This window comes from Telluria antibiotica (assembly GCF_011682055.1).
Taxonomy (GTDB): domain Bacteria; phylum Pseudomonadota; class Gammaproteobacteria; order Burkholderiales; family Burkholderiaceae_D; genus Telluria; species Telluria antibiotica.
The window spans coordinates 193553-210826 of the sequence record NZ_JAAQOM010000014.1 but is presented as its reverse complement, the minus strand read 5'-3'; the positions used below and the strand labels follow the sequence as shown (position 1 = coordinate 210826).

The 17274-nt window shown below is 64.2% G+C and carries 11 protein-coding genes; 4 read left to right on the top strand and 7 right to left on the bottom strand.

Features of this window, described 5'->3' with window-relative positions; all coding sequences use genetic code 11:
• Window positions 1–2: 2 nt before the first annotated feature.
• A complete protein-coding gene (locus HAV22_RS22465) occupies window positions 3–1373 on the top strand; it encodes a YfcC family protein (RefSeq protein ID WP_229421360.1) in 1371 nt (456 codons plus the stop codon).
• Between the two features lie 60 nt (window positions 1374–1433).
• On the opposite strand, the gene HAV22_RS22460 is transcribed toward HAV22_RS22465, so the two are convergent.
• The 3 genes from HAV22_RS22460 to HAV22_RS22450 form a co-directional block, all read right to left on the bottom strand.
• Window positions 1434–3008, bottom strand: coding sequence for a GH39 family glycosyl hydrolase (locus tag HAV22_RS22460; RefSeq protein ID WP_166861995.1), 1575 nt, complete (start codon window positions 3006–3008; stop codon window positions 1434–1436).
• A 143-nt stretch (window positions 3009–3151) separates the two neighbouring features.
• On the bottom strand, window positions 3152–5029 hold the full coding sequence (locus HAV22_RS22455) for an acid phosphatase (protein WP_166861994.1): 1878 nt from the start codon (window positions 5027–5029) through the stop codon (window positions 3152–3154).
• Between the two features lie 183 nt (window positions 5030–5212).
• Window positions 5213–7078, bottom strand: a complete 1866-nt coding sequence (locus tag HAV22_RS22450) for a phosphoenolpyruvate carboxykinase (GTP) (protein WP_166861993.1) — start codon at window positions 7076–7078, stop codon at window positions 5213–5215.
• A 442-nt stretch (window positions 7079–7520) separates the two neighbouring features.
• On the opposite strand from HAV22_RS22450, the gene HAV22_RS22445 reads away from it, so the two are divergent.
• Window positions 7521–8495, top strand: a complete 975-nt coding sequence (locus tag HAV22_RS22445; protein WP_166861992.1) for a D-2-hydroxyacid dehydrogenase family protein — start codon at window positions 7521–7523, stop codon at window positions 8493–8495.
• Here the strand turns inward: HAV22_RS22445 and HAV22_RS22440 are convergent.
• The 4 genes from HAV22_RS22440 to HAV22_RS22425 all read right to left on the bottom strand — a co-directional run bounded on the left by HAV22_RS22440 (window position 8492) and on the right by HAV22_RS22425 (window position 14910).
• Window positions 8492–10825 carry a sensor histidine kinase gene (locus HAV22_RS22440; protein ID WP_166861991.1) on the bottom strand — a complete coding sequence of 778 codons (2334 nt, stop codon included), beginning with the start codon at window positions 10823–10825 and terminating at the stop codon, window positions 8492–8494. The two genes, HAV22_RS22445 and HAV22_RS22440, sit on opposite strands and share 4 nt — an antisense overlap.
• Complete coding sequence (locus tag HAV22_RS22435; RefSeq protein WP_166861990.1) at window positions 10818–11642, bottom strand: response regulator transcription factor; 825 nt, start codon at window positions 11640–11642, stop codon at window positions 10818–10820. Before HAV22_RS22435 ends, HAV22_RS22440 begins: the two co-directional genes overlap by 8 nt.
• 204 nt (window positions 11643–11846) lie before the next feature.
• Window positions 11847–13715 carry a YadA family autotransporter adhesin gene (locus tag HAV22_RS22430; protein ID WP_166861989.1) on the bottom strand — a complete coding sequence of 623 codons (1869 nt, stop codon included), beginning with the start codon at window positions 13713–13715 and terminating at the stop codon, window positions 11847–11849.
• Between the two features lie 430 nt (window positions 13716–14145).
• Window positions 14146–14910: an L-asparaginase gene (locus tag HAV22_RS22425; protein ID WP_166861988.1), complete on the bottom strand. Its 765-nt coding sequence runs from the start codon at window positions 14908–14910 to the stop codon at window positions 14146–14148.
• A gap of 134 nt (window positions 14911–15044) precedes the next feature.
• Between HAV22_RS22425 and HAV22_RS22420 the strand changes: the two genes are divergently transcribed.
• The gene (locus tag HAV22_RS22420; RefSeq protein WP_166861987.1) at window positions 15045–15530 is read left to right on the top strand and encodes an asparaginase domain-containing protein; all 486 of its coding nucleotides are present in this window, start codon (window positions 15045–15047) and stop codon (window positions 15528–15530) included.
• Window positions 15531–15602: 72 nt separating this feature from the next.
• Window positions 15603–17225, top strand: a complete 1623-nt coding sequence (locus HAV22_RS22415) for a catalase (protein WP_166861986.1) — start codon at window positions 15603–15605, stop codon at window positions 17223–17225.
• Window positions 17226–17274: the final 49 nt, after the last annotated feature.

The following is a 17274-nucleotide window of genomic DNA, read 5'->3' as shown; positions in this document are numbered from 1 at the left end:
GTATGCCCAACACCTTCGTGCTGCTGTTCGCGATCCTCGCGCTGATCGCGCTCGCCACGTGGCTCGTCCCCGGCGGGAAGTACGACACCCATCTCGTGAACGGCAAGCAGCTCGTCGACCCGGCCTCGTTCCACTACGTCGCCAGCAGCCCGCAAGGCCTCGTCGCGTTGATGAAGGCGCCCATCAACGGCTTCGTGGAGGCGGCGAAGGTCATCGGCTTCGTGCTCGTCGTCGGCGGCGCGTTCGCCGTCGTGCAGAGGACGGAAGCAATCGACACGGCGATCCGCTCCATCGCGCGCGCGCACGAGACGTCGAGCGTCGTGCGCGCCGCGCTGATCCCCGTGTTCGTCACCCTGTTCTCGCTGAGCGGTGCCACGTTCGGCATGAACGAGGAAGTGATTCCGTTCATCCTGATTTTCGTGCCGCTCGCGCTGGCACTGGGCTACGACACCATCGTCGGCGTGGCTATCCCCTTCCTCGGTTCGCAGGTGGGCTTCGGCGCCGCGTTCCTGAATCCGTTCAACGTCGGCATCGCGCAAGGCATCGCGGGCGTGGACGTGTTTTCGGGCATCGGCTACCGGCTGATCGTGTGGGCGACGGCGACCGTCGTCACGATCCTGTTCCTCATGTGGTACGCGGCGCGCGTCAAGCACAACCCGGCGCTGAGCCCGACCTATGTGCTGGACCAGGCGAGGCGCAAGGAACATCCGCCCGTCATGCACGGCGACCGCATGACGGGGCGTCACACGGCGGTGCTGGCGATCTTCGCGCTGGCGCTCGGCTCGATGGTGATCGGTGTCGTGAAATTCGAGTGGTACATCGACGAGATCGCGGCGCTGTTCCTGTCGATGGCGATCGTCGTGGGCATCGTCGGCAGGCTCGGGGCCGACGACTGGGTGGGCGCGTTCATGCAGGGGGCAAAAGACCTCGCGCCGACGGCGCTCGTGATCGCGGTCGCCCGCGGCACGATGATCCTCGCGCGCGATGCCCACATCATCGACACGATGCTGCACGGCCTGATGCCATTCGTGCAGTCGAGTCACCCCGTGTTCTCGGCGCAGAAGATGTATCTGATCCAGTCTGTGATCAACTTCTTCATCCACTCGGGCACGGGCCAGGCCGCGCTGACGATGCCGATCATGGCACCGCTCGCGGACCTCGTGGGCGTGACGCGCCAGACGGCGATCCTCGCGTTCCAGCTCGGCGAGCTGTCCACGCCGATGATCCCCACGTCCGGCATCACGGTGGGCGTGCTCGCGCTCGCGCGCGTGCCGTGGATCACGTGGGCCAGGTGGATGATCCCGCTGCAGCTGATCTATCTCGCGCTGGCCCTCGTGCTGCTGGTGCCGCCTTGCCTGATGCAGTGGGGCTGAGCGCCCCCTGAAGGTTCCAGAAGTCGTTCCGCGTGCGCGCGGAACGACATCCGTCGTACATCACTGCGCGATCTTCACCAGCACGACGTCGTTGGCGCGCATCGGCACCTGCACGCTCGCCGCGCCGTTCGCGCCGACCTTCACCGACTTCGTCTCCGGCTTGTCGACGGTCAGCGCCTGCAACTGCGCCAGCTGCTCGCTGGTCAGCGTCTTCGGCTTGCCCATCTCGATGTAGGCCGTGTGCGCATCGTTGGCCTTGAAGCCCGTGCGGCAGATCTGCACTGCGTACGTGCCGGGCTTCATGCCCTTCAGCTGGATCTTCAGCGGCGTGGCCTTCTTCGTCGGCTGGACGGCGCCGAAGAACGGACGGTTCGTCTGTTTGCCCATGTTCGGCGTCTGGAAGTCCCAGGCCAGCACTTGCACGCCGTTCGCGTCCTTCGTCACCCAGCTTTGCTTGTCGGCGGTCTGCACCTGCTGGTCGCCCAGCTCGTGCATGTACTTGTACGCGAACCACGCCGCCTTGCGGATGCCTTGCGGGTTCATCAGGCCGAAGCCGCCTTCGAACGGCGCCGTCGGCGGACCCGGTTCCTCGAACAGGTCCGTGTACGTCCAGTAGCTCATGCCTTGGGCGACGCCCTCGGTCGCCTTCAGCTTCGACAGGATGTACGCGGCGCTCATGTACGAATCGTGCACGTTGTCGCGCGGGTTGTAGCTCGTGCTCCACTCCGTGAAATACAGCGGCAGCTTGGGCAAATACGATGCCTCGATCTCCTTGCGGACCTTGACCACGTCGCCGACGATGCCGTCCGGCTTCGGCGACAGCTTCTGGTCGCCCTTGCCGTTCTCGTCCAGGAAGCCGCCGTCCACGCCATACGTGTGCGTCGTGATGAAATCGACCGCCGCACCGCTCTGCTTCGTGTGCGCGAGGAATTCCGGCACCCAGGCCGCGCCCGCCGTCGACGGACCGCCCACGCGCAGGTCCGGGTCGATCGCCTTCAGCGTCTTGGACGTCAGGTCGAACAATTCAAAGTAGGCCTTCTGGTCGGCCTTTTCCCAGAAGCCGTCCAGGTTCGGCTCGTTCCACACTTCGAAGAACCAGCTGCGCACTTCTTCCTTGCCGTAGCGCTGCTGCATGTGGCGCACGAAAGCATCGACGAGGCCCGCCCACTGGTCCGGTTTCGGGTGCGACGTGTTGCCCTTCCAGTAGAAAATCGTCAGGTCCGACGTCTTCATCGCGTCCGGCGTGAAGCCCAGCTCGACGAACGGCTTGATGCCCATGCCCAGCAGCTTGTCGTACAGGTAGTCGATCTTCGTCCAGTCGTACACGGGCTTGCCGTCCACGACTTTATAAGTGCCGAGGATGTCGTGGAAGATCGCGTGGAAGCGGATGTAGCGGAAGCCCAGTTCGTCTTTCGCGATCTTCAGCTGGGCCAGGCTGTCGTCGCGGATCAAGGTGCCCGGGTAGTCGGAACCCACCGACAAGTCGGCGAAATGGTCTCGTGCGACGGTCGGCGCGTTTGCGTCGACGACGATCTGGCGCGTGGCGCCCGCGGCCGATGCGGTCGCGGGCAGGGCGAATGGGGAAGCGAATGCCAGCGCCAGGGCGGCGCGCAGCACGGTGCGGCGGTGTCTCATGCTTGTTGTCCTTATCACGTCGGGACTCGCTGACGAAAAAATGTTTGCGCTAACAGTGCGAGTTGACGACAGGATAAATGATTACCTTATTTTAGTAAAATCAAAAAACCAAATGATTTCGCGCAACTCGATGCGGGAAATCATCAGCCATCGATGCGCACGGCAACGCTCGTGTTGCTGTAGACGACCGTAGCCTTGTAGCCATCCGCGACGACGTTCGCGAACACGCCCTTGCGGCTGCCGGCCGAGAGCACCGGGTACGTGGTGCCGACGGTGGGCTTGAAGCCGCCGGCGAACGTCACGTGCAGGGTGCCGCCGACGATCGTGGCCGTCCCCTTCACCGCCACCGTGCCCGCATTGTTGGCGCCGAGGGCGATGTTCAGCGTGCCCTTGTCCAGCTGGACGTAAGCGCCGCCGATGGCCAGCCGGCCCGGCGCCGCGCTCGCGAGCGTGCCCGCGCTGCCGACGTACACGTCGCCTGTGCCGAGCGCGTCGTTCGAATCCGCTTCCAGCGTGCCGCCGGCGATCTCGGTGCCGCCCGTCCAGCTGTTCTTGCCGGTCAGGACCAGACGACCCGTGCCTTTCAACGTCAGCTTGCCGCTGCCCGAGATGTCGTTGCGCCACGCATCCATCGCCCAGAAGCCGCCGCGCGACGCATCCATCGTCACGACGACGCTGCCGTTGAACGCGCCATAGCCGTCCGCCGCGGCGAACAGGTTCAAGCGGCCCCAGCCTTCCGCGTCGTCCAGCAGCGGGTACCCGGACGGCAGCGCCGTGCTGCGCAGGACGGCGCGGCGCTGCATGGCATCGAGATAAGGCAGCCGGGTCTCCAGGATCGCTTCCGCGCCCTTCGGCACGACGGCCGGAGCATCCGTCGCCTTGATCGGCGCGAAACCGAACGTCAGGCGGCGCAGGTAGTTGGCCTTGTTCGTATCGTGGTCGGCGAAGCGGTCGGTGTCCGTCATCCCGCCGTGGGCGTACGCGTACAGGGTGCCCACCGTCGTGCCCGTCTGTGCCTGCACGTACGCGTGCGCGTCGGCGTACGCCTTCTGCTTCAGGGCCGCGTTGGCGGGGGCGTTGATGTTGCCCGTAAAGATGGCCTGCGCCAGCATGCGGCCGCCCATCACGTCCAGCGGCGAATGCATGCCGGCGAGGATGCGGTTCTCGCCCAGCTCCAGGCCGCGCGAGATCATTTCCTGGAAACGCTCCGGCATCGCGTACGCCATCGCCAGCGAATTCAGCATGGCGGCATTCGTGTGACCGCTGGGGAAGCCGCCGTCCGTCGCCGGCGTCGGGCTCTTGGCCGGCTCCAGCGCCGGCACGACCTTGACGGCGCTGCTCCAGCGCCAGGGCCGCGGGTATTTGTAGAAGCGCTTCGAGGGTTCCGTCGAACCGTTGCTGCGCATCGCGTTGATGAATGACACGACAGACCCGAACTCGGCCGTGGTCGCATCGCCGGCGCCGTTGCCGCCGTCGTCGTATTTGACGGTCGTCGCATCGGGCGCCACCGCGGTGATCGTCGTCGTCGCCTTCGAGCCCGCACGCCACGCGGCCGTCAGCGGCCCCATGCCGTCGACGATGCTGTAGGCCTGGTTCTGGCGGTCGTCCAGGTAGGCGTTCGTGGCCTGCGCGGCCGTCCGCTGCGTGGTCGCATCGACGACGTACTGGATGTTCTTGTCGTGGACGGCCTGGTTCAGCACGGTGCCCTGCAGCCCGTCCCACGTGCTGACGTCGATCGTCTGCTTGACGGGCCGCCACAGGTCCATGAACGGCGCCAGCACGCGCACGCCCGCGTTGACGTCGACCGTCGTCTGGCTCTGCTGGTTCGTGGCGGCGTTGTCGACGAAGGCGGCGATCGCCGGCGCCGGCACGTTGTCGACGAAGGCCGGATCGGCCGGCGCGGCGGGGGCGGTCGAGACCGGTGCGACATCGACGTAGTCGCTGCTGCCGCAAGCGGCCAGCAGGGCGAGGATGGCGGTGGCCATCGCGTGGCGGGACAGGACGGCGTGGGTACGTGGCATGCTTGCTCCAAAGACAATGTGGAGCCGCGGATTATTCCCTTGCAATATGACGGGCCCGTGAAGCGTGCGAGGCGTGCACGGGCTTCATGAAAAAAGGGACAGGCGCAGCCTGTCCCTTCTCTCGTCTCGCGGCGGCCTCCTGGGACCGCCGTCGTCTCCTCGCTTGTCCTTCTCCAGCCGTGCTTACTCGGCCAGGCGCTTCTCCAGCTGGGCCTTGGTAGCCACCAGTTCCTGCGGCAGGCGGTAGGCCAGCTTGTCGAACAGCTCGCTGTGCAGCTTCAGTTCCTCGCGCCACGCATCCTTGTCGATCGATGTGATCTGGGTGAATTGCTCGGTCGTGAACTCGATGCCGGTCCAGTTCAGGTCGCCATACGTCGGCGTGGTGCCGAACATGTGTTCGACGCCGCCGGCCTGGCCCTGCGTGCGGTCGAGGATCCACTTCAGCACGCGCATGTTGTCGCCGTAGCCCGGCCATACGAACTTGCCGTTGTCATCGGTGCGGAACCAGTTGACGCAGAAGATCTGCGGCAGCGCCTGCGGGTTCTTCTCGGCCACTTTGCGGCCCAGGTCGAGCCAGTGCTGGAAGTAATCGCTCATGTTGTAGCCGATGAACGGCAGCATGGCGTAAGGGTCGCGGCGCACGACGCCCATCTGGCCGGCGGCAGCCGCCGTCGTTTCCGAGCCCATCGTGGCGGCCATGTACACGCCTTCCGTCCAGTTGCGGGCTTCCGTCACCAGCGGCACCGTCGTCGAACGGCGGCCGCCGAAGATGAACGCGGAGATCGGCACGCCGGCCGGATCGTCCCAGGCCGGGTCGATGACGGGGTTCTGCGTGGCGGCCACGGTGAAGCGTGCGTTCGGGTGCGCGGCCTTCGTGCCGGATGCCGGGGTCCAGTCCTTGCCCTGCCAGTCGATCAGGTGTGCAGGCGCTTCCTTCGTCATGCCTTCCCACCACACGTCGCCGTCGTCCGTCAGCGCCACGTTCGTGAAGATGACGTTTTCGCGCAGCGACGCCATGCAGTTCGGATTCGTCTTGTCGTTCGTGCCCGGGGCGACGCCGAAATAGCCCGCTTCCGGGTTGATGGCGTACAGCTTGCCGTCCGCACCCGGCTTGATCCAGGCGATGTCGTCGCCGATCGTGGTGACCTTCCAGCCTTCGAAGCCGGCGGGCGGGATCAGCATCGCGAAGTTCGTCTTGCCGCAGGCCGACGGGAATGCGGCCGCGACGTATTTCTTGTCGCCCTGCGGCGATTCGACGCCGAGGATCAGCATGTGCTCGGCCAGCCAGCCCGGACCGCCCTGCTGCGCGTCCTGGTAGCCCATGTTCGAGGCGATGCGCAGCGCGAAGCACTTCTTGCCCAGCAGCGCGTTGCCGCCGTAGCCCGAACCGAACGACCAGATTTCGCGCGTTTCCGGATAGTGCACGATGTACTTGGTGGCGTTGCACGGCCAGCGCACGTCCTGCTGGCCCGGCTGCAGCGGCATGCCGACCGTGTGCACGCACGGCACGAAGTCGCCATCGGTCCCCAGCACGTCGTACACGGCCTTGCCCATGCGGGTCATGATGCGCATGTTGACGGCGACATACGGCGAGTCGGACAGTTCCACGCCGATATGAGCGATCGGCGAACCCAGCGGGCCCATCGAGAACGGCACGACGTACATCGTGCGACCGGCCATGCAGCCGTCGAACAGGCCGTTCAGCGTCTGGCGCATTTCGTTCGGGTCGACCCAGTTGTTCGTGGGACCGGCCTGCTCTTTCGTGGCGGCGCAGATGAACGTGCGGTCTTCCACGCGGGCCACGTCGCTCGGGTCGGAGCACGCGAGGTAGGAATTCGGGCGCTTGGCCGGGTTCAGGCGCTTCATCGTGCCGGCCTCGACCATCTGTGCGCACAGGCGGTCGTACTCGTCTTCGGAGCCGTCGCACCAATAGATGGCGTCGGGCTTCGTGAGGGCCGCGATCTCGGCCACCCAATTGATGAGTTTGTTGTGCTTGATGTAAGCTGGGACGTTCAGTGCGGCGACGCCGCCCATCACGGGCTGGTTCATACATACCTCCAATGCCAATTAAGAATTCCTGGCGATTCCAACGGCCTGTTCTGCGGCAGAGGCGGCGGCCTGCAATGCGCGCGGCGGTCGGAATCCCGTTTATCTTGTCCCGGCAGGATCGTCGTGAAGGAAGGCCTCGTGGGCCCGCACCGGAAACTCCGTGCGGTTCACGGCTCGGCACTACGGCGGTCATGTCGCCAGCCCGGGGGCGCGTATGCTCGCTGCCGGAGGACTGGGTGGAACGTGTGCTGCTGGCCGCAAGTGATGTCAATCTGACATCCCGGACTCTTATTTCTGGTCGATTCTACACCTGCGCAAACGCGTTTTAAATGCTTCAACAACAAAAATGTAGGAATTTTGGTTGAGCAATGTAGTAGGTTATTTTCTTCCGTTCACATTCTGTTATTTCATTACTTTCTTGCTCATAAAATCTGCCAACTCCATGAAAATTGCGATTCTTGACGATTACCAGGACGCCGTCCGCGGCCTCGACTGCTTCCGTTTGCTGGATGGGCACGAGGTCAAGGTGTTCACGAATTCGACCCGCGGCCTCGGCCAGCTGGCAATCCGCCTGGCGCCGTTCGACGCCCTCGTGCTGATCCGCGAACGCACGGCATTCTCGCGCGCGCTGCTGGCCAAGTTGCCGAACCTGAAACTGCTGTCGCAGACGGGCAAGGTGGCCGGTCACATCGACGTGGCGGCCGCGACGGAGCACGGCATCGCGATCGCGGAAGGCATCGGCTCCCCCGTCGCGCCGGCCGAGCTGACGTGGGCACTGATCATGGCGGCCAGCCGCAAGATCGTGCCTTACGCCAATAACCTGAAGGATGGACTGTGGCAGACTGCGTCCATCAACCCCGAGCTCAACGGCCTGGGCCGTGTGCTCAAGGGCCGGACGTTGGGTATCTGGGGCTACGGCAAGATCGGGCAGATGATTTCCGCTTATGCGCGCGCGTTCGGCATGCAGGTGATGGTATGGGGCAGCGACAAGAGCCGGGCCGCCGCCGCGGCTGACGGCTTATCCGCCGCGCCGACGCGCGAGGCGTTCTTCGAGCAGGCCGACGTCGTCAGCCTGCACCTGCGGCTGAACGACGCCACGCGCGGCATCGTCACGGCGGACGACCTGGCCCGGATGAAGCGCGACGCCTTGTTCGTGAACACGAGCCGCGCGGAATTGGTCGAGGAAGGCGCGCTGGAGGCGGCGCTGCGCAAAGGGCGGCCGGGGTATGCGGCGCTGGATGTGTTCACGAGCGAGCCGCTGGGTGCCGATGCGCCGATCCTGAAAATCCCGACCGTGCTGGCGACACCGCACCTCGGATATGTCGAGCGGGACAGTTACGAGCTGTATTTCCGGGCAGCGTTCGAGAATGTCGTGAACTTCGCGAACGGGAACCCGTCCAATATCCTGAATGCTTAGGAACCACTGTCCTCGACTGTGGCGTGGGCGGCGGCGCGCGCTTTCAATACTTCGACCAGCTTGTCGATGGCGTGGAAGTCCAATGCATCGGTACGACGCCGTACTTCCTTGAGGAAGTCCATGTAATCGGGATTTGCCGACTGCACGTCGATCCATTGTTCGATGTCGGTCAAACGGCCGCTGCGCGCGAATCCGGCCAGCCTGTCGAGGGCTGCGAAGTCTGGACGAGACGGGCCGCCGGGCACTCGGATCGTTGTCGCCGAGGCCGCGTCCACCGGCGCCGCAGGCCGGTCGACATGCGAGGGCGGCACGAACATGGCCCCGACGGTACGCACGGCGATCGTGAACGAAAACGACGAGCCGGCGCCCGGCAGGCTGGACACGCGCAACGTGCCGCCCATCGAGCGGATGATGCGATCGGCGATGAACAGGCCCAGCCCGGTCCCGCCGTCGGTCGGGTGCACCTCCCGGAACGCCTGGAAGAGTCCGGTCTTTCGGCCGGCGTCGAAACCGATGCCGGTATCCGCGACTTCGATGCCGAGATGGTATTCGCCAGCTTCCTCGTGCGCCTCGACGGACAGCGTGACCTGGCCGTCGCGCGTGAATTTCGACGCATTGGACAGCAGGTTCAGCAGCACTTGCTGGAGGCGGGTCCCGTCGATGATCACCGTGCGCGGCAGCGGCGTCAGCGCGCGACAGGCGAACTGGTTGCTCTGCTGCGCGCACAGTGCAACAGCAAAGCCGCCGATGTCGTCCAGGAAGGTGGGCAGATCGAGTTCTTCAGGGTCCAGATCGAGCGGTTGCAGTTCGGCTTTCGTGAACTCGAGCAATTCGTCGATCAGGGCGAGCTGGTAACGAATGCTGCGGTCGATGAACTGGATGTGCCTGGCCTGATGGCGCGTCGCGCCCTCCAGCAGGAGTTTTGCGTAACCATTGATCGTGGACAGGGGCGCACGCAGGTCGTGGCTCACATAGCCGAGGATTTCGACCTTTTGCCGCACGTTGACCTGCGCCTGGTGCAGGGCGTCGTTGAGCTCGAGCGTGCGCTTCGCCACTTCCGCCCGCAGCCGTTCCTGTTCCGTGCGCTGTTGATCTTCCAGATGCCGTTTCGCTTCATTGCGTTGCCGGCCCACGTGATGGATCCAGGCCGCCAACACCACGAGATTCGTCGCAAGTCCGATGATCGCGATGACGGGGTTGGGGACGATATCGGAATGCAGCCACAGCAAGGCCGGTGGCAGTGCATCGTGTCCGTCCAGGGTTCGTATCACGTAATTGAATAAAGAGAAAACCACCGTGACAAGCATCAGGCGGCCGGTCGGCGTCCGGCGTCTTGCAAGCAACAGCGCAAGACAGATATTCAACAGCCCGAATGCGACGTTCAAGCCGGCACAAAACCGGACGAAGACGTGCAGGTCGCCAAACGCCGCACCGGCCATGCCAACCCATTCGAGTGCGAATATCGTCAGATAGGCGCCGCGCACGGGTATGCGGATCTTCTCTCCGTTCGAAATTCTCAGGACGAACAGGATGAAACAGGCGATCGCAAAATAGACGGCCATGGTTTCGCCGCGGGCCGCCCATTCGGGCGCGGATGGCAACAGAAACGTCCGCAGGTATCCGCGGATGCCGCCTTCGTACACGGCGGTGCCGAGCGACACCATGGCCAGCAAGAGAAAGGTGGCGCTGCGCGAAAACAGCCCGATCAGCAACGCGCACCACGTCAGCGCCAGGAACCCGCCGAGGAGCACGGCATCCCACAGTGCCGCGCGCACTTCGTCGGCATGCCAGGTCGCCCACGTGACGACCGCAGGTTGCAGGCGCATCGGCTTGCGGGACGCGAAGCGAACCAGCACGGGAAATTCGTCGTGCGGCTTGAGACTCAGGTCGAGCAACGGATAACGCGGGCGCGCTGCCTTGGCGGCAGCGCTGGCGGGAGGAAACACGCCGTCGACGGTCCATTTGCCGTTTTGAAAAACGTAGAATTCAGCGCTCTCGATCCGTGGATCCTTCAAGACAAGCACGAGCGAGCGAGCGCTGTCGTCGCGATTCGCCACGATGACATGCAGCCACCATGCGGACCGCGAAAATCCGGGGTTCAGTCGTTCCTTGGTGGCCGGCAGGAAGCCGTCTTCCGGATGGCCGAGCCGCGCGGCCACCTGGCTGACCGTCAACGCGGACGTGGGATCTTCGAAGACCGACACGCCGTCCGGCAGCGCCCGCATGCCGGCCGTCCCGGCGGCTCGGGCATCGCACAGGAAGAGGCATGTGAACAGGCAAAGAAGAAGCGCACGACAGGCCAGCACGGGTATATCCCACAGCTTATGCATCGGACTGTTGTTCCACGGCCGAGTTGACCTCCTCCACCCGGCCTTGCTGGCGCCGCCAGTCGGATGGTGTCATGCCGAAGCGTTCACGAAATGCGGTGGCGAAATTCCCTGCAGTAGAAAAGCCGATTTCTTCCGCGATATCGCTGATGGTCATCGAGCTATTCAGGAGGAAGCGCCGGGCAGTCTTCAAGCGCGTGTCGCGAATGTATTCGCCGGCAGTCTGGCCAAGATTGTCGCGAAACGCGCGGGACAGGCGTTTTTCGTGCGTGCCGACGAGCCTGGCGAGCTCCTCGACCGTCGGCGCCTTGCGCAAGTCGCGCACCAGTACCGCGGCCGCCGCGCGCACCAGGGCCGCGTCGGGTCCGTCAGGCAGGTCGGGCAAAAGCTCGTCCAGGCGCGTACGGATGATTTTCTTTAAATGGTTCCGGATTCGTGCAATCACTTCGGCCGGTTCGAACGGCTTGACGATATAGTCCATCGCGCCGAGTTCGAGTCCGTGAATGCGATCGTCGAGTTTGTCGACGGCGGTCAGGATGAGAATCGGAATGGCTTGTGTGGCGGGAGTCGCGGCCAGCAAGCGGCATGCGGTAAAGCCGTCCATGCGTGGCATGCGCACGTCCATCAGGATCAGGTCGGGCGCAATCAGTTGCGCACGGTTGTACGCCTGCGCCCCATCGAACGCAACGCTGATCCGGCAGCGCGATGCGCGCAGGATTTCGATCAGTAATTGAAGCTCGTCCGGACGGTCATCCACGACAAGAATATGGGCGCCAGCGATATCCTGGGCGGAATGGGGCAGCGTCGGGCTGGACGGCATGGACTGCGAACGGTGAGGCGGCGAATGTTACCGACGGCACAAGCTTTGCAAAGAATGTAAACATTATAGAACAGTCATCAAAACTTTGACAAAAAGCATACACGCCGTCGGGCCGCCACCGTTCGCATTGCGGAGTCCGCACGAAACCTGAGCAATATCGCTCAGGTTCGTTCAGGTCAGTCCACTAGAACCGGACTACTCGAGTTACCAACGATAACCGACACCGACGCCCGCACCGAACGCGCCGTGCCGCGACACGGGTTTCGTCATCGAGCCCTTGACCAGCCATTTTTCCGACGCGGCCGAGATACCGACGGCGATCGCGCTCTGGCCGCCGTACGTGCCCGCGCCCATCGTGGCAACCCGCTCGCCCGGCAGGACCGCTTGCGGCAGGCTGGCTACCGCGATCGCGCTCGCCGTACCCGCATTCGCATCCTTGCGATACTGCGACATTTCGTCGCGAACCGAACCGATCGCACCGTTCAACTGGCGCACGTTCACGCCATCCGTCGGCGCCGTGCCGTCGGCCATGTTCGCCAGTTGACGTTCGGCGCCGGCCGAGCCGATCGACACCGTGTTATCCCGATCGGCGACCGAGTTCGCACCCAGCGCGACGGCATTGTTCGCCGTGGCCTGGCTGTTCGTACCGATGGCGGTGGAGTTCGTGCCGGAAACGTTCGCGCCTGCGCCCATCGCAGTACCGTTCGAGGCGCTCACGACCGAGTTGCGGCCGATTGCCGTTCCGGTCTGGTCCGCGACCGTGCCGACCGGGGCGCTCGCCGCCATCTTGTCGACGGTCGTCGTCAGCGTCGTCACCTGCCCGGCAACCGAAGTGACCTGGGTCGCGACCGCGTCGACCTTGTCGGATACCGTGTTGACCTTGTCGGAAACCGTGTTGACCTGGGTCGCAACCGTGTCGACCTTGTCCGAAACCGCGTTGACCTGGGTCGCGACCGTGTCGACCTTGTTGGAAACCGTGTTGACCTGGGTCGCGACCGCGTCAACCTTGTCGGAGACCGTGTTGACCTGGGTCGCAACCGCGTCGACCTTGTTGGAAACCGCGGTGACCTGGGTCGCGACCGTGGCAACCTGATTGGTCACCGACGAGACCTGGTTGGCAACCGAGTAGAGCTGCGAACCGTTCACGGCATCCGTGCTGGTTGCGCTGACCGCGCCGGCCGCGACGTTGACAACCTGGCGTTCGGCGCCGGCACTGCCTACGCTCGCCACGCCGACCGGCGTGCCCGCGAATCCGTTGTAGGTCACCCCGCCGACCGTCACGTTGCTGACGGTGGTCGCAGCGCGCGTGGTCGAGTTGGAGCCCAGCGCGATGGAATTCGCATCTGCAGCCGTTGCGCCTTCGCCGATAGCGACTGCATTCGTTGCCGAAGCCGTCGAACGGGCAATGGCGACGCTCCCGGTTCCGGACGCCACGCTATCCACACCAACCGCGACCGCATCGGCCGCACCTGCGTTTGCCTGGAAGCCGAGCGCCGTACCGGCGACTGCGATGCTTCCTTTGCCTACCGCAGTCGAGAACGTCGCATTGGCCTTGGCGCCCTGTCCGACCGCCGTCGACTGGTCGACTGCGGACGCGCCCTGGCCGAATGCGGAAGCCGTGGCCCCGTTCGCGACCGCGCCATCGCCGATTGCCGTTGCCTGCACGCCGGTGGCGTTGGAGTTGGAGCCGATTGCCGCCGCGTGATCCCCGGTCGCGGTAGAACTGCTGCCCACCGCTGTCGCCTGGGCGCCAGTCGCCGAGGCGACGGCCCCGATCGCGATGGCATTGCTATAAGTGGTCGGAGAACCTGCTTTCGAGGTCGCAAGAACGCCGATCGCAATATTGTCGCAGCCCGTCGCCGTGGCCGGATAGGCGCCGCTTCCCGAAATTGCAACGTTGCCGTCGCAGTATGCAATCGTCTTTGTGGTCGTCCCGTTCACCGTGTAATCGGCACGGGCCGGCGCAGATGCCGCAAAAGCAACCATGGCCGCGCTGATCGCGACCGCGATCGAGGTTTTCGATTTGGCCGGCAGACGTCGTACCGGATGTGCAAACGCTTGTTTATTCCTCATGCTCTTTCCGTAAAATGTGAAGTTGCTTTTGTGACATCGTGCCTCCTCCATCTTTTTATAATGTCGCGCCGCCTTTCCGGTTGGCCGGCACGATCATCGATCAATGATCGCGATGGCGCCCGTCAAGGGGTCGCATCAAGTTCGTGGAGATTCTGAGCCGAGTCGGCAAAATTCACATTTGCTGCAGGGAAATAAAGGTTTTAATGTCGGTAAATTTATTTAATTCGGGTTTGACAAACGGGCGGCCGTGCCGAAGCCAGCGGCGCCGATGGCCCGTGCATGGAATCAATGGCAAACAGAAGAGGTGCCGTCCTTCCTCGCGCGAGGACCGGCGCTAGCGGGATGATGCTGCACCTGGACATGGTCCAGGCAAACGGCTCTCGGGGGTGACTTCAACCACCGCGAACGTCATGCGTGAACGGGGCCGTCCCTACCGCAACTCCGGCTCGCCAGTGAGATTGGGCTTACGCATCGGCATCTCATGCCGCCGCGTCCACAAGCCGGCCCAGCCGGGCGGCCATTCGATCGCAGGCCCCGCATATGCCGGCAAGCCCGCCCGCACGGGCACGACGGGCACGGGCGGCATCTCGATCAGGCTGCCGTCCGCGTTCTTTTGCATCGGCGCCATATCGAAGGAATACATGTAACCCGGCAGCAGCGCATCGCACACGCTCGCGAACCACGCCGTGTGGTCTTCGTCGCGCCCGAGCGCGCGCGCGAGGCCTTCCGGGTCGAACATCGCCAGCGCGTGGACGAGCTCGTCCGTGCTGGCGCCGGGCGCATCGCCCCAGGCCATCACGGGATTGTTGTTGTAGTCGGCGCCGGAGCCATACCAGCCTTCGCGCCATGGCCGCTGCATCCAGTCGCGCTGGCCCGTGAACAGATGCCAGCGCCAGTGCAGGCCGGACGGCTTGGGCCAGGAATACAGGTACAGTTTTTCGTAGCCGGCCTTGTGCAGCTCGCGCACCATCGCCATCAGGCGCGCATGCGGCATGCGGTCGGGCGGGGAGCGGCGGAACAGGATCGCCTCGCCGTCGGCATGCTGCACTTCATCCGTCGACAGGTTCAGGTCGAGCGTGCGCGTCTCGCTGCCGAAGCGCGCGGAAATCCAGCCCGTCAGCAGGTTGACGTGCGTGATGACACCATAGCCGCGATGGCGGTGGAAGATGACGGTGCCGGGTGCGACGGGTTTCATGGGATGACGGGCTCGGCCCAAAAAGGAGAAAGGATACTCATCCGATCCGAACGATTCTAGCGCAGACACATACGGATACACTACCGTTTGCGGCTATCATTACCCACCTTTTTTTACAGAGTTTTCAAATCATCATGACTTTGCGGATCATCGCCACGGGCGGCACCTTCGACAAACACTACAACGAACTCAACGGCGTTCTGGGCTTTGCCGACAGCCACTTGCCGGAGGTCATCGCGCGCTCGCGCATGACGATTCCCGTCGAGCTGCAAGTCGTTTCCATGCTCGATTCGCTGGACATGCAGGACGCCGACCGCAAGAACGTGCTGGCCGCCTGCCAGGCCGCGAGCGAAAAGCAGATCGTGATCGTGCACGGCACCGATACGATGCGCGAAACGGCCGAGGTGCTGGGTGCCGCGCTGTCGGACAAGACGATCGTGTTCACGGGCGCCATGATCCCCTACGAAATCGCGAACTCCGACGCGCTGTTCAACTTCGGCTTCGCGTGCGCCGCCGCGCAGACGCTGCCGCCCGGCGTCTACGTCGCGATGAACGGCAAGGTGTTCACGTGGGATAACGTCACGAAGAACCGCACGGCGGGCGTGTTCCAGGCACTGTAGGGCGCCTGTCGGGCGCTGCGCATCGGCGTCGCTTCCTATAATGAACCTCCCACGAGCCAGGAGGATCCAGCAATGAGCGAGCAGCGCCCCACCCTGACCACGCGCCAGGGCCATCCCGTCCGCGACAACCAGGCCATGCGTTCCGTCGGCGAACGCGGCCCGGCCACCCTCGAGAACTACCAGTTCATCGAAAAGATCACCCACTTCGACCGCGAACGCATCCCCGAGCGCGTGGTGCATGCGCGCGGCACGGGCGCACACGGCTATTTCGAAGCCTACGGCAAGATCGGTGACGAGCCCGCCAGCAAGTACACGCGCGCGCGCGTGCTCAACGAGACCGGTGTGCAGACGCCCGTGTTCGTGCGCTTCTCGACCGTCATCGGCGCCAAGGAATCGCCGGAAACGGCACGCGATCCGCGCGGCTTCGCCGTCAAGCTGAAAACCGTCGACGGCAACTGGGACCTCGTGGGCAACAACCTGAAGGTCTTCTTCATCCGCGACGCGATCAAGTTCCCGGACATGATTCATGCGTTCAAACCCGACCCCGTCACGAACCAGCAGGAGCCGTGGCGCTTCTACGATTTCATCTGCAGCCATCCTGAGGCGCTGCACATGGTTACGTGGGTCAAGAGCCCGTGGGGCATTCCGGCCAATTACCGCGAGATGGAAGGCTCCGGCGTCAACACGTACAAACTCGTGAACGACCAGGGCATCGCGCACCTCGTCAAGTTCCACTGGCAGCCGAAACAGGGCGTGCGCAACCTGACGAGCCAGCAAGCCGCCGAGATCCAGGCGCACGACACGAGCCACGCCACGCGCGACCTGTACGATGCGATCGAGCGCGGCGATTTTCCGGAGTGGGAATTCTGCGTGCAGGTCATGCACGACGGCGAGCATCCGGAACTCGAGTTCGACCCGCTGGACGACACGAAGCGCTGGCCGGAAGACCGCTTCCCGCTGCTGCCCGTGGGCCGCATGGTGCTGAACAAGAATCCGGACAATGTGTTTGCCGAAACCGAGCAATCCGCGTTCGGTACGGGCGTGCTCGTCGACGGCATCGATTTTTCGGACGACAAGATGCTGCAGGGCCGCACCTTGTCGTATTCGGACACGCAGCGCTACCGCGTCGGTCCGAACTATCTCCAGCTGCCGATCAATGCGCCGCAGGAAAAAGCGATCGCACGCACGAACCAGCGCGACGGCCAGATGACGTTCTACGTCGATGGCGGCGGCGAAGAAAAACACATCAACTACGAACCGAGCCTGCTGGGCGGCCTGAACGAGGCGCCGCAGCCCGACAAGGATTACCACCAGCACGTCGAAGGCCATCTGGGCCGCTACCAGACGAGCCGCACGGCCGACGACTACCGCCAAGCCGGCGACCGCTACCGCACGTTCGCGGATTGGGAGCGCGACGACCTCGTCAACAACGTCGGCGGTGACCTCGGGAAGTGCCCGGAAGTGATCCAGCTGCGCATGGTGTGGCACCTGTGGCATTGCGACGAGGATTACGGGCGCCGCGTGGCCGAGATCGCTGGCATCGACCTGGAGAAGGCGAAGGCTTTACAACCGCTGCCGGGCAAGCCGGCGCCCGGCGAAAACCGTCAGGGGCCGACGTACACGGGCGGGCAGCCCGAAATGGGCGGCGGCAAGAAGGAGCCGGCGACCACGGAAGAAGTGGCGTCGGTGAAGTGAAAACAAAACGGCCCGGACGGACGTCCGGGCCGTTTCACGTGAACGTGGC

Excerpts from the sequence above, each read along its gene's own strand:
- HAV22_RS22415 (WP_166861986.1), top strand. The coding sequence starts at position 15,603 with ATGAGCGAGCAGCGCCCCACCCTGACCACGCGCCAGGGCCATCCCGTC.
- HAV22_RS22430 (WP_166861989.1), bottom strand. The coding sequence starts at position 13,715 with ATGAGGAATAAACAAGCGTTTGCACATCCGGTACGACGTCTGCCGGCC.
- HAV22_RS22460 (WP_166861995.1), bottom strand. The coding sequence starts at position 3,008 with ATGAGACACCGCCGCACCGTGCTGCGCGCCGCCCTGGCGCTGGCATTC.
- HAV22_RS22440 (WP_166861991.1), bottom strand. The coding sequence starts at position 10,825 with ATGCATAAGCTGTGGGATATACCCGTGCTGGCCTGTCGTGCGCTTCTT.
- HAV22_RS22450 (WP_166861993.1), bottom strand. The coding sequence starts at position 7,078 with ATGAACCAGCCCGTGATGGGCGGCGTCGCCGCACTGAACGTCCCAGCT.
- HAV22_RS22465 (WP_229421360.1), top strand. The coding sequence starts at position 3 with ATGCCCAACACCTTCGTGCTGCTGTTCGCGATCCTCGCGCTGATCGCG.
- HAV22_RS22445 (WP_166861992.1), top strand. The coding sequence starts at position 7,521 with ATGAAAATTGCGATTCTTGACGATTACCAGGACGCCGTCCGCGGCCTC.
- HAV22_RS22425 (WP_166861988.1), bottom strand. The coding sequence starts at position 14,910 with ATGAAACCCGTCGCACCCGGCACCGTCATCTTCCACCGCCATCGCGGC.
- HAV22_RS22420 (WP_166861987.1), top strand. The coding sequence starts at position 15,045 with ATGACTTTGCGGATCATCGCCACGGGCGGCACCTTCGACAAACACTAC.
- HAV22_RS22435 (WP_166861990.1), bottom strand. The coding sequence starts at position 11,642 with ATGCCGTCCAGCCCGACGCTGCCCCATTCCGCCCAGGATATCGCTGGC.
- HAV22_RS22455 (WP_166861994.1), bottom strand. The coding sequence starts at position 5,029 with ATGCCACGTACCCACGCCGTCCTGTCCCGCCACGCGATGGCCACCGCC.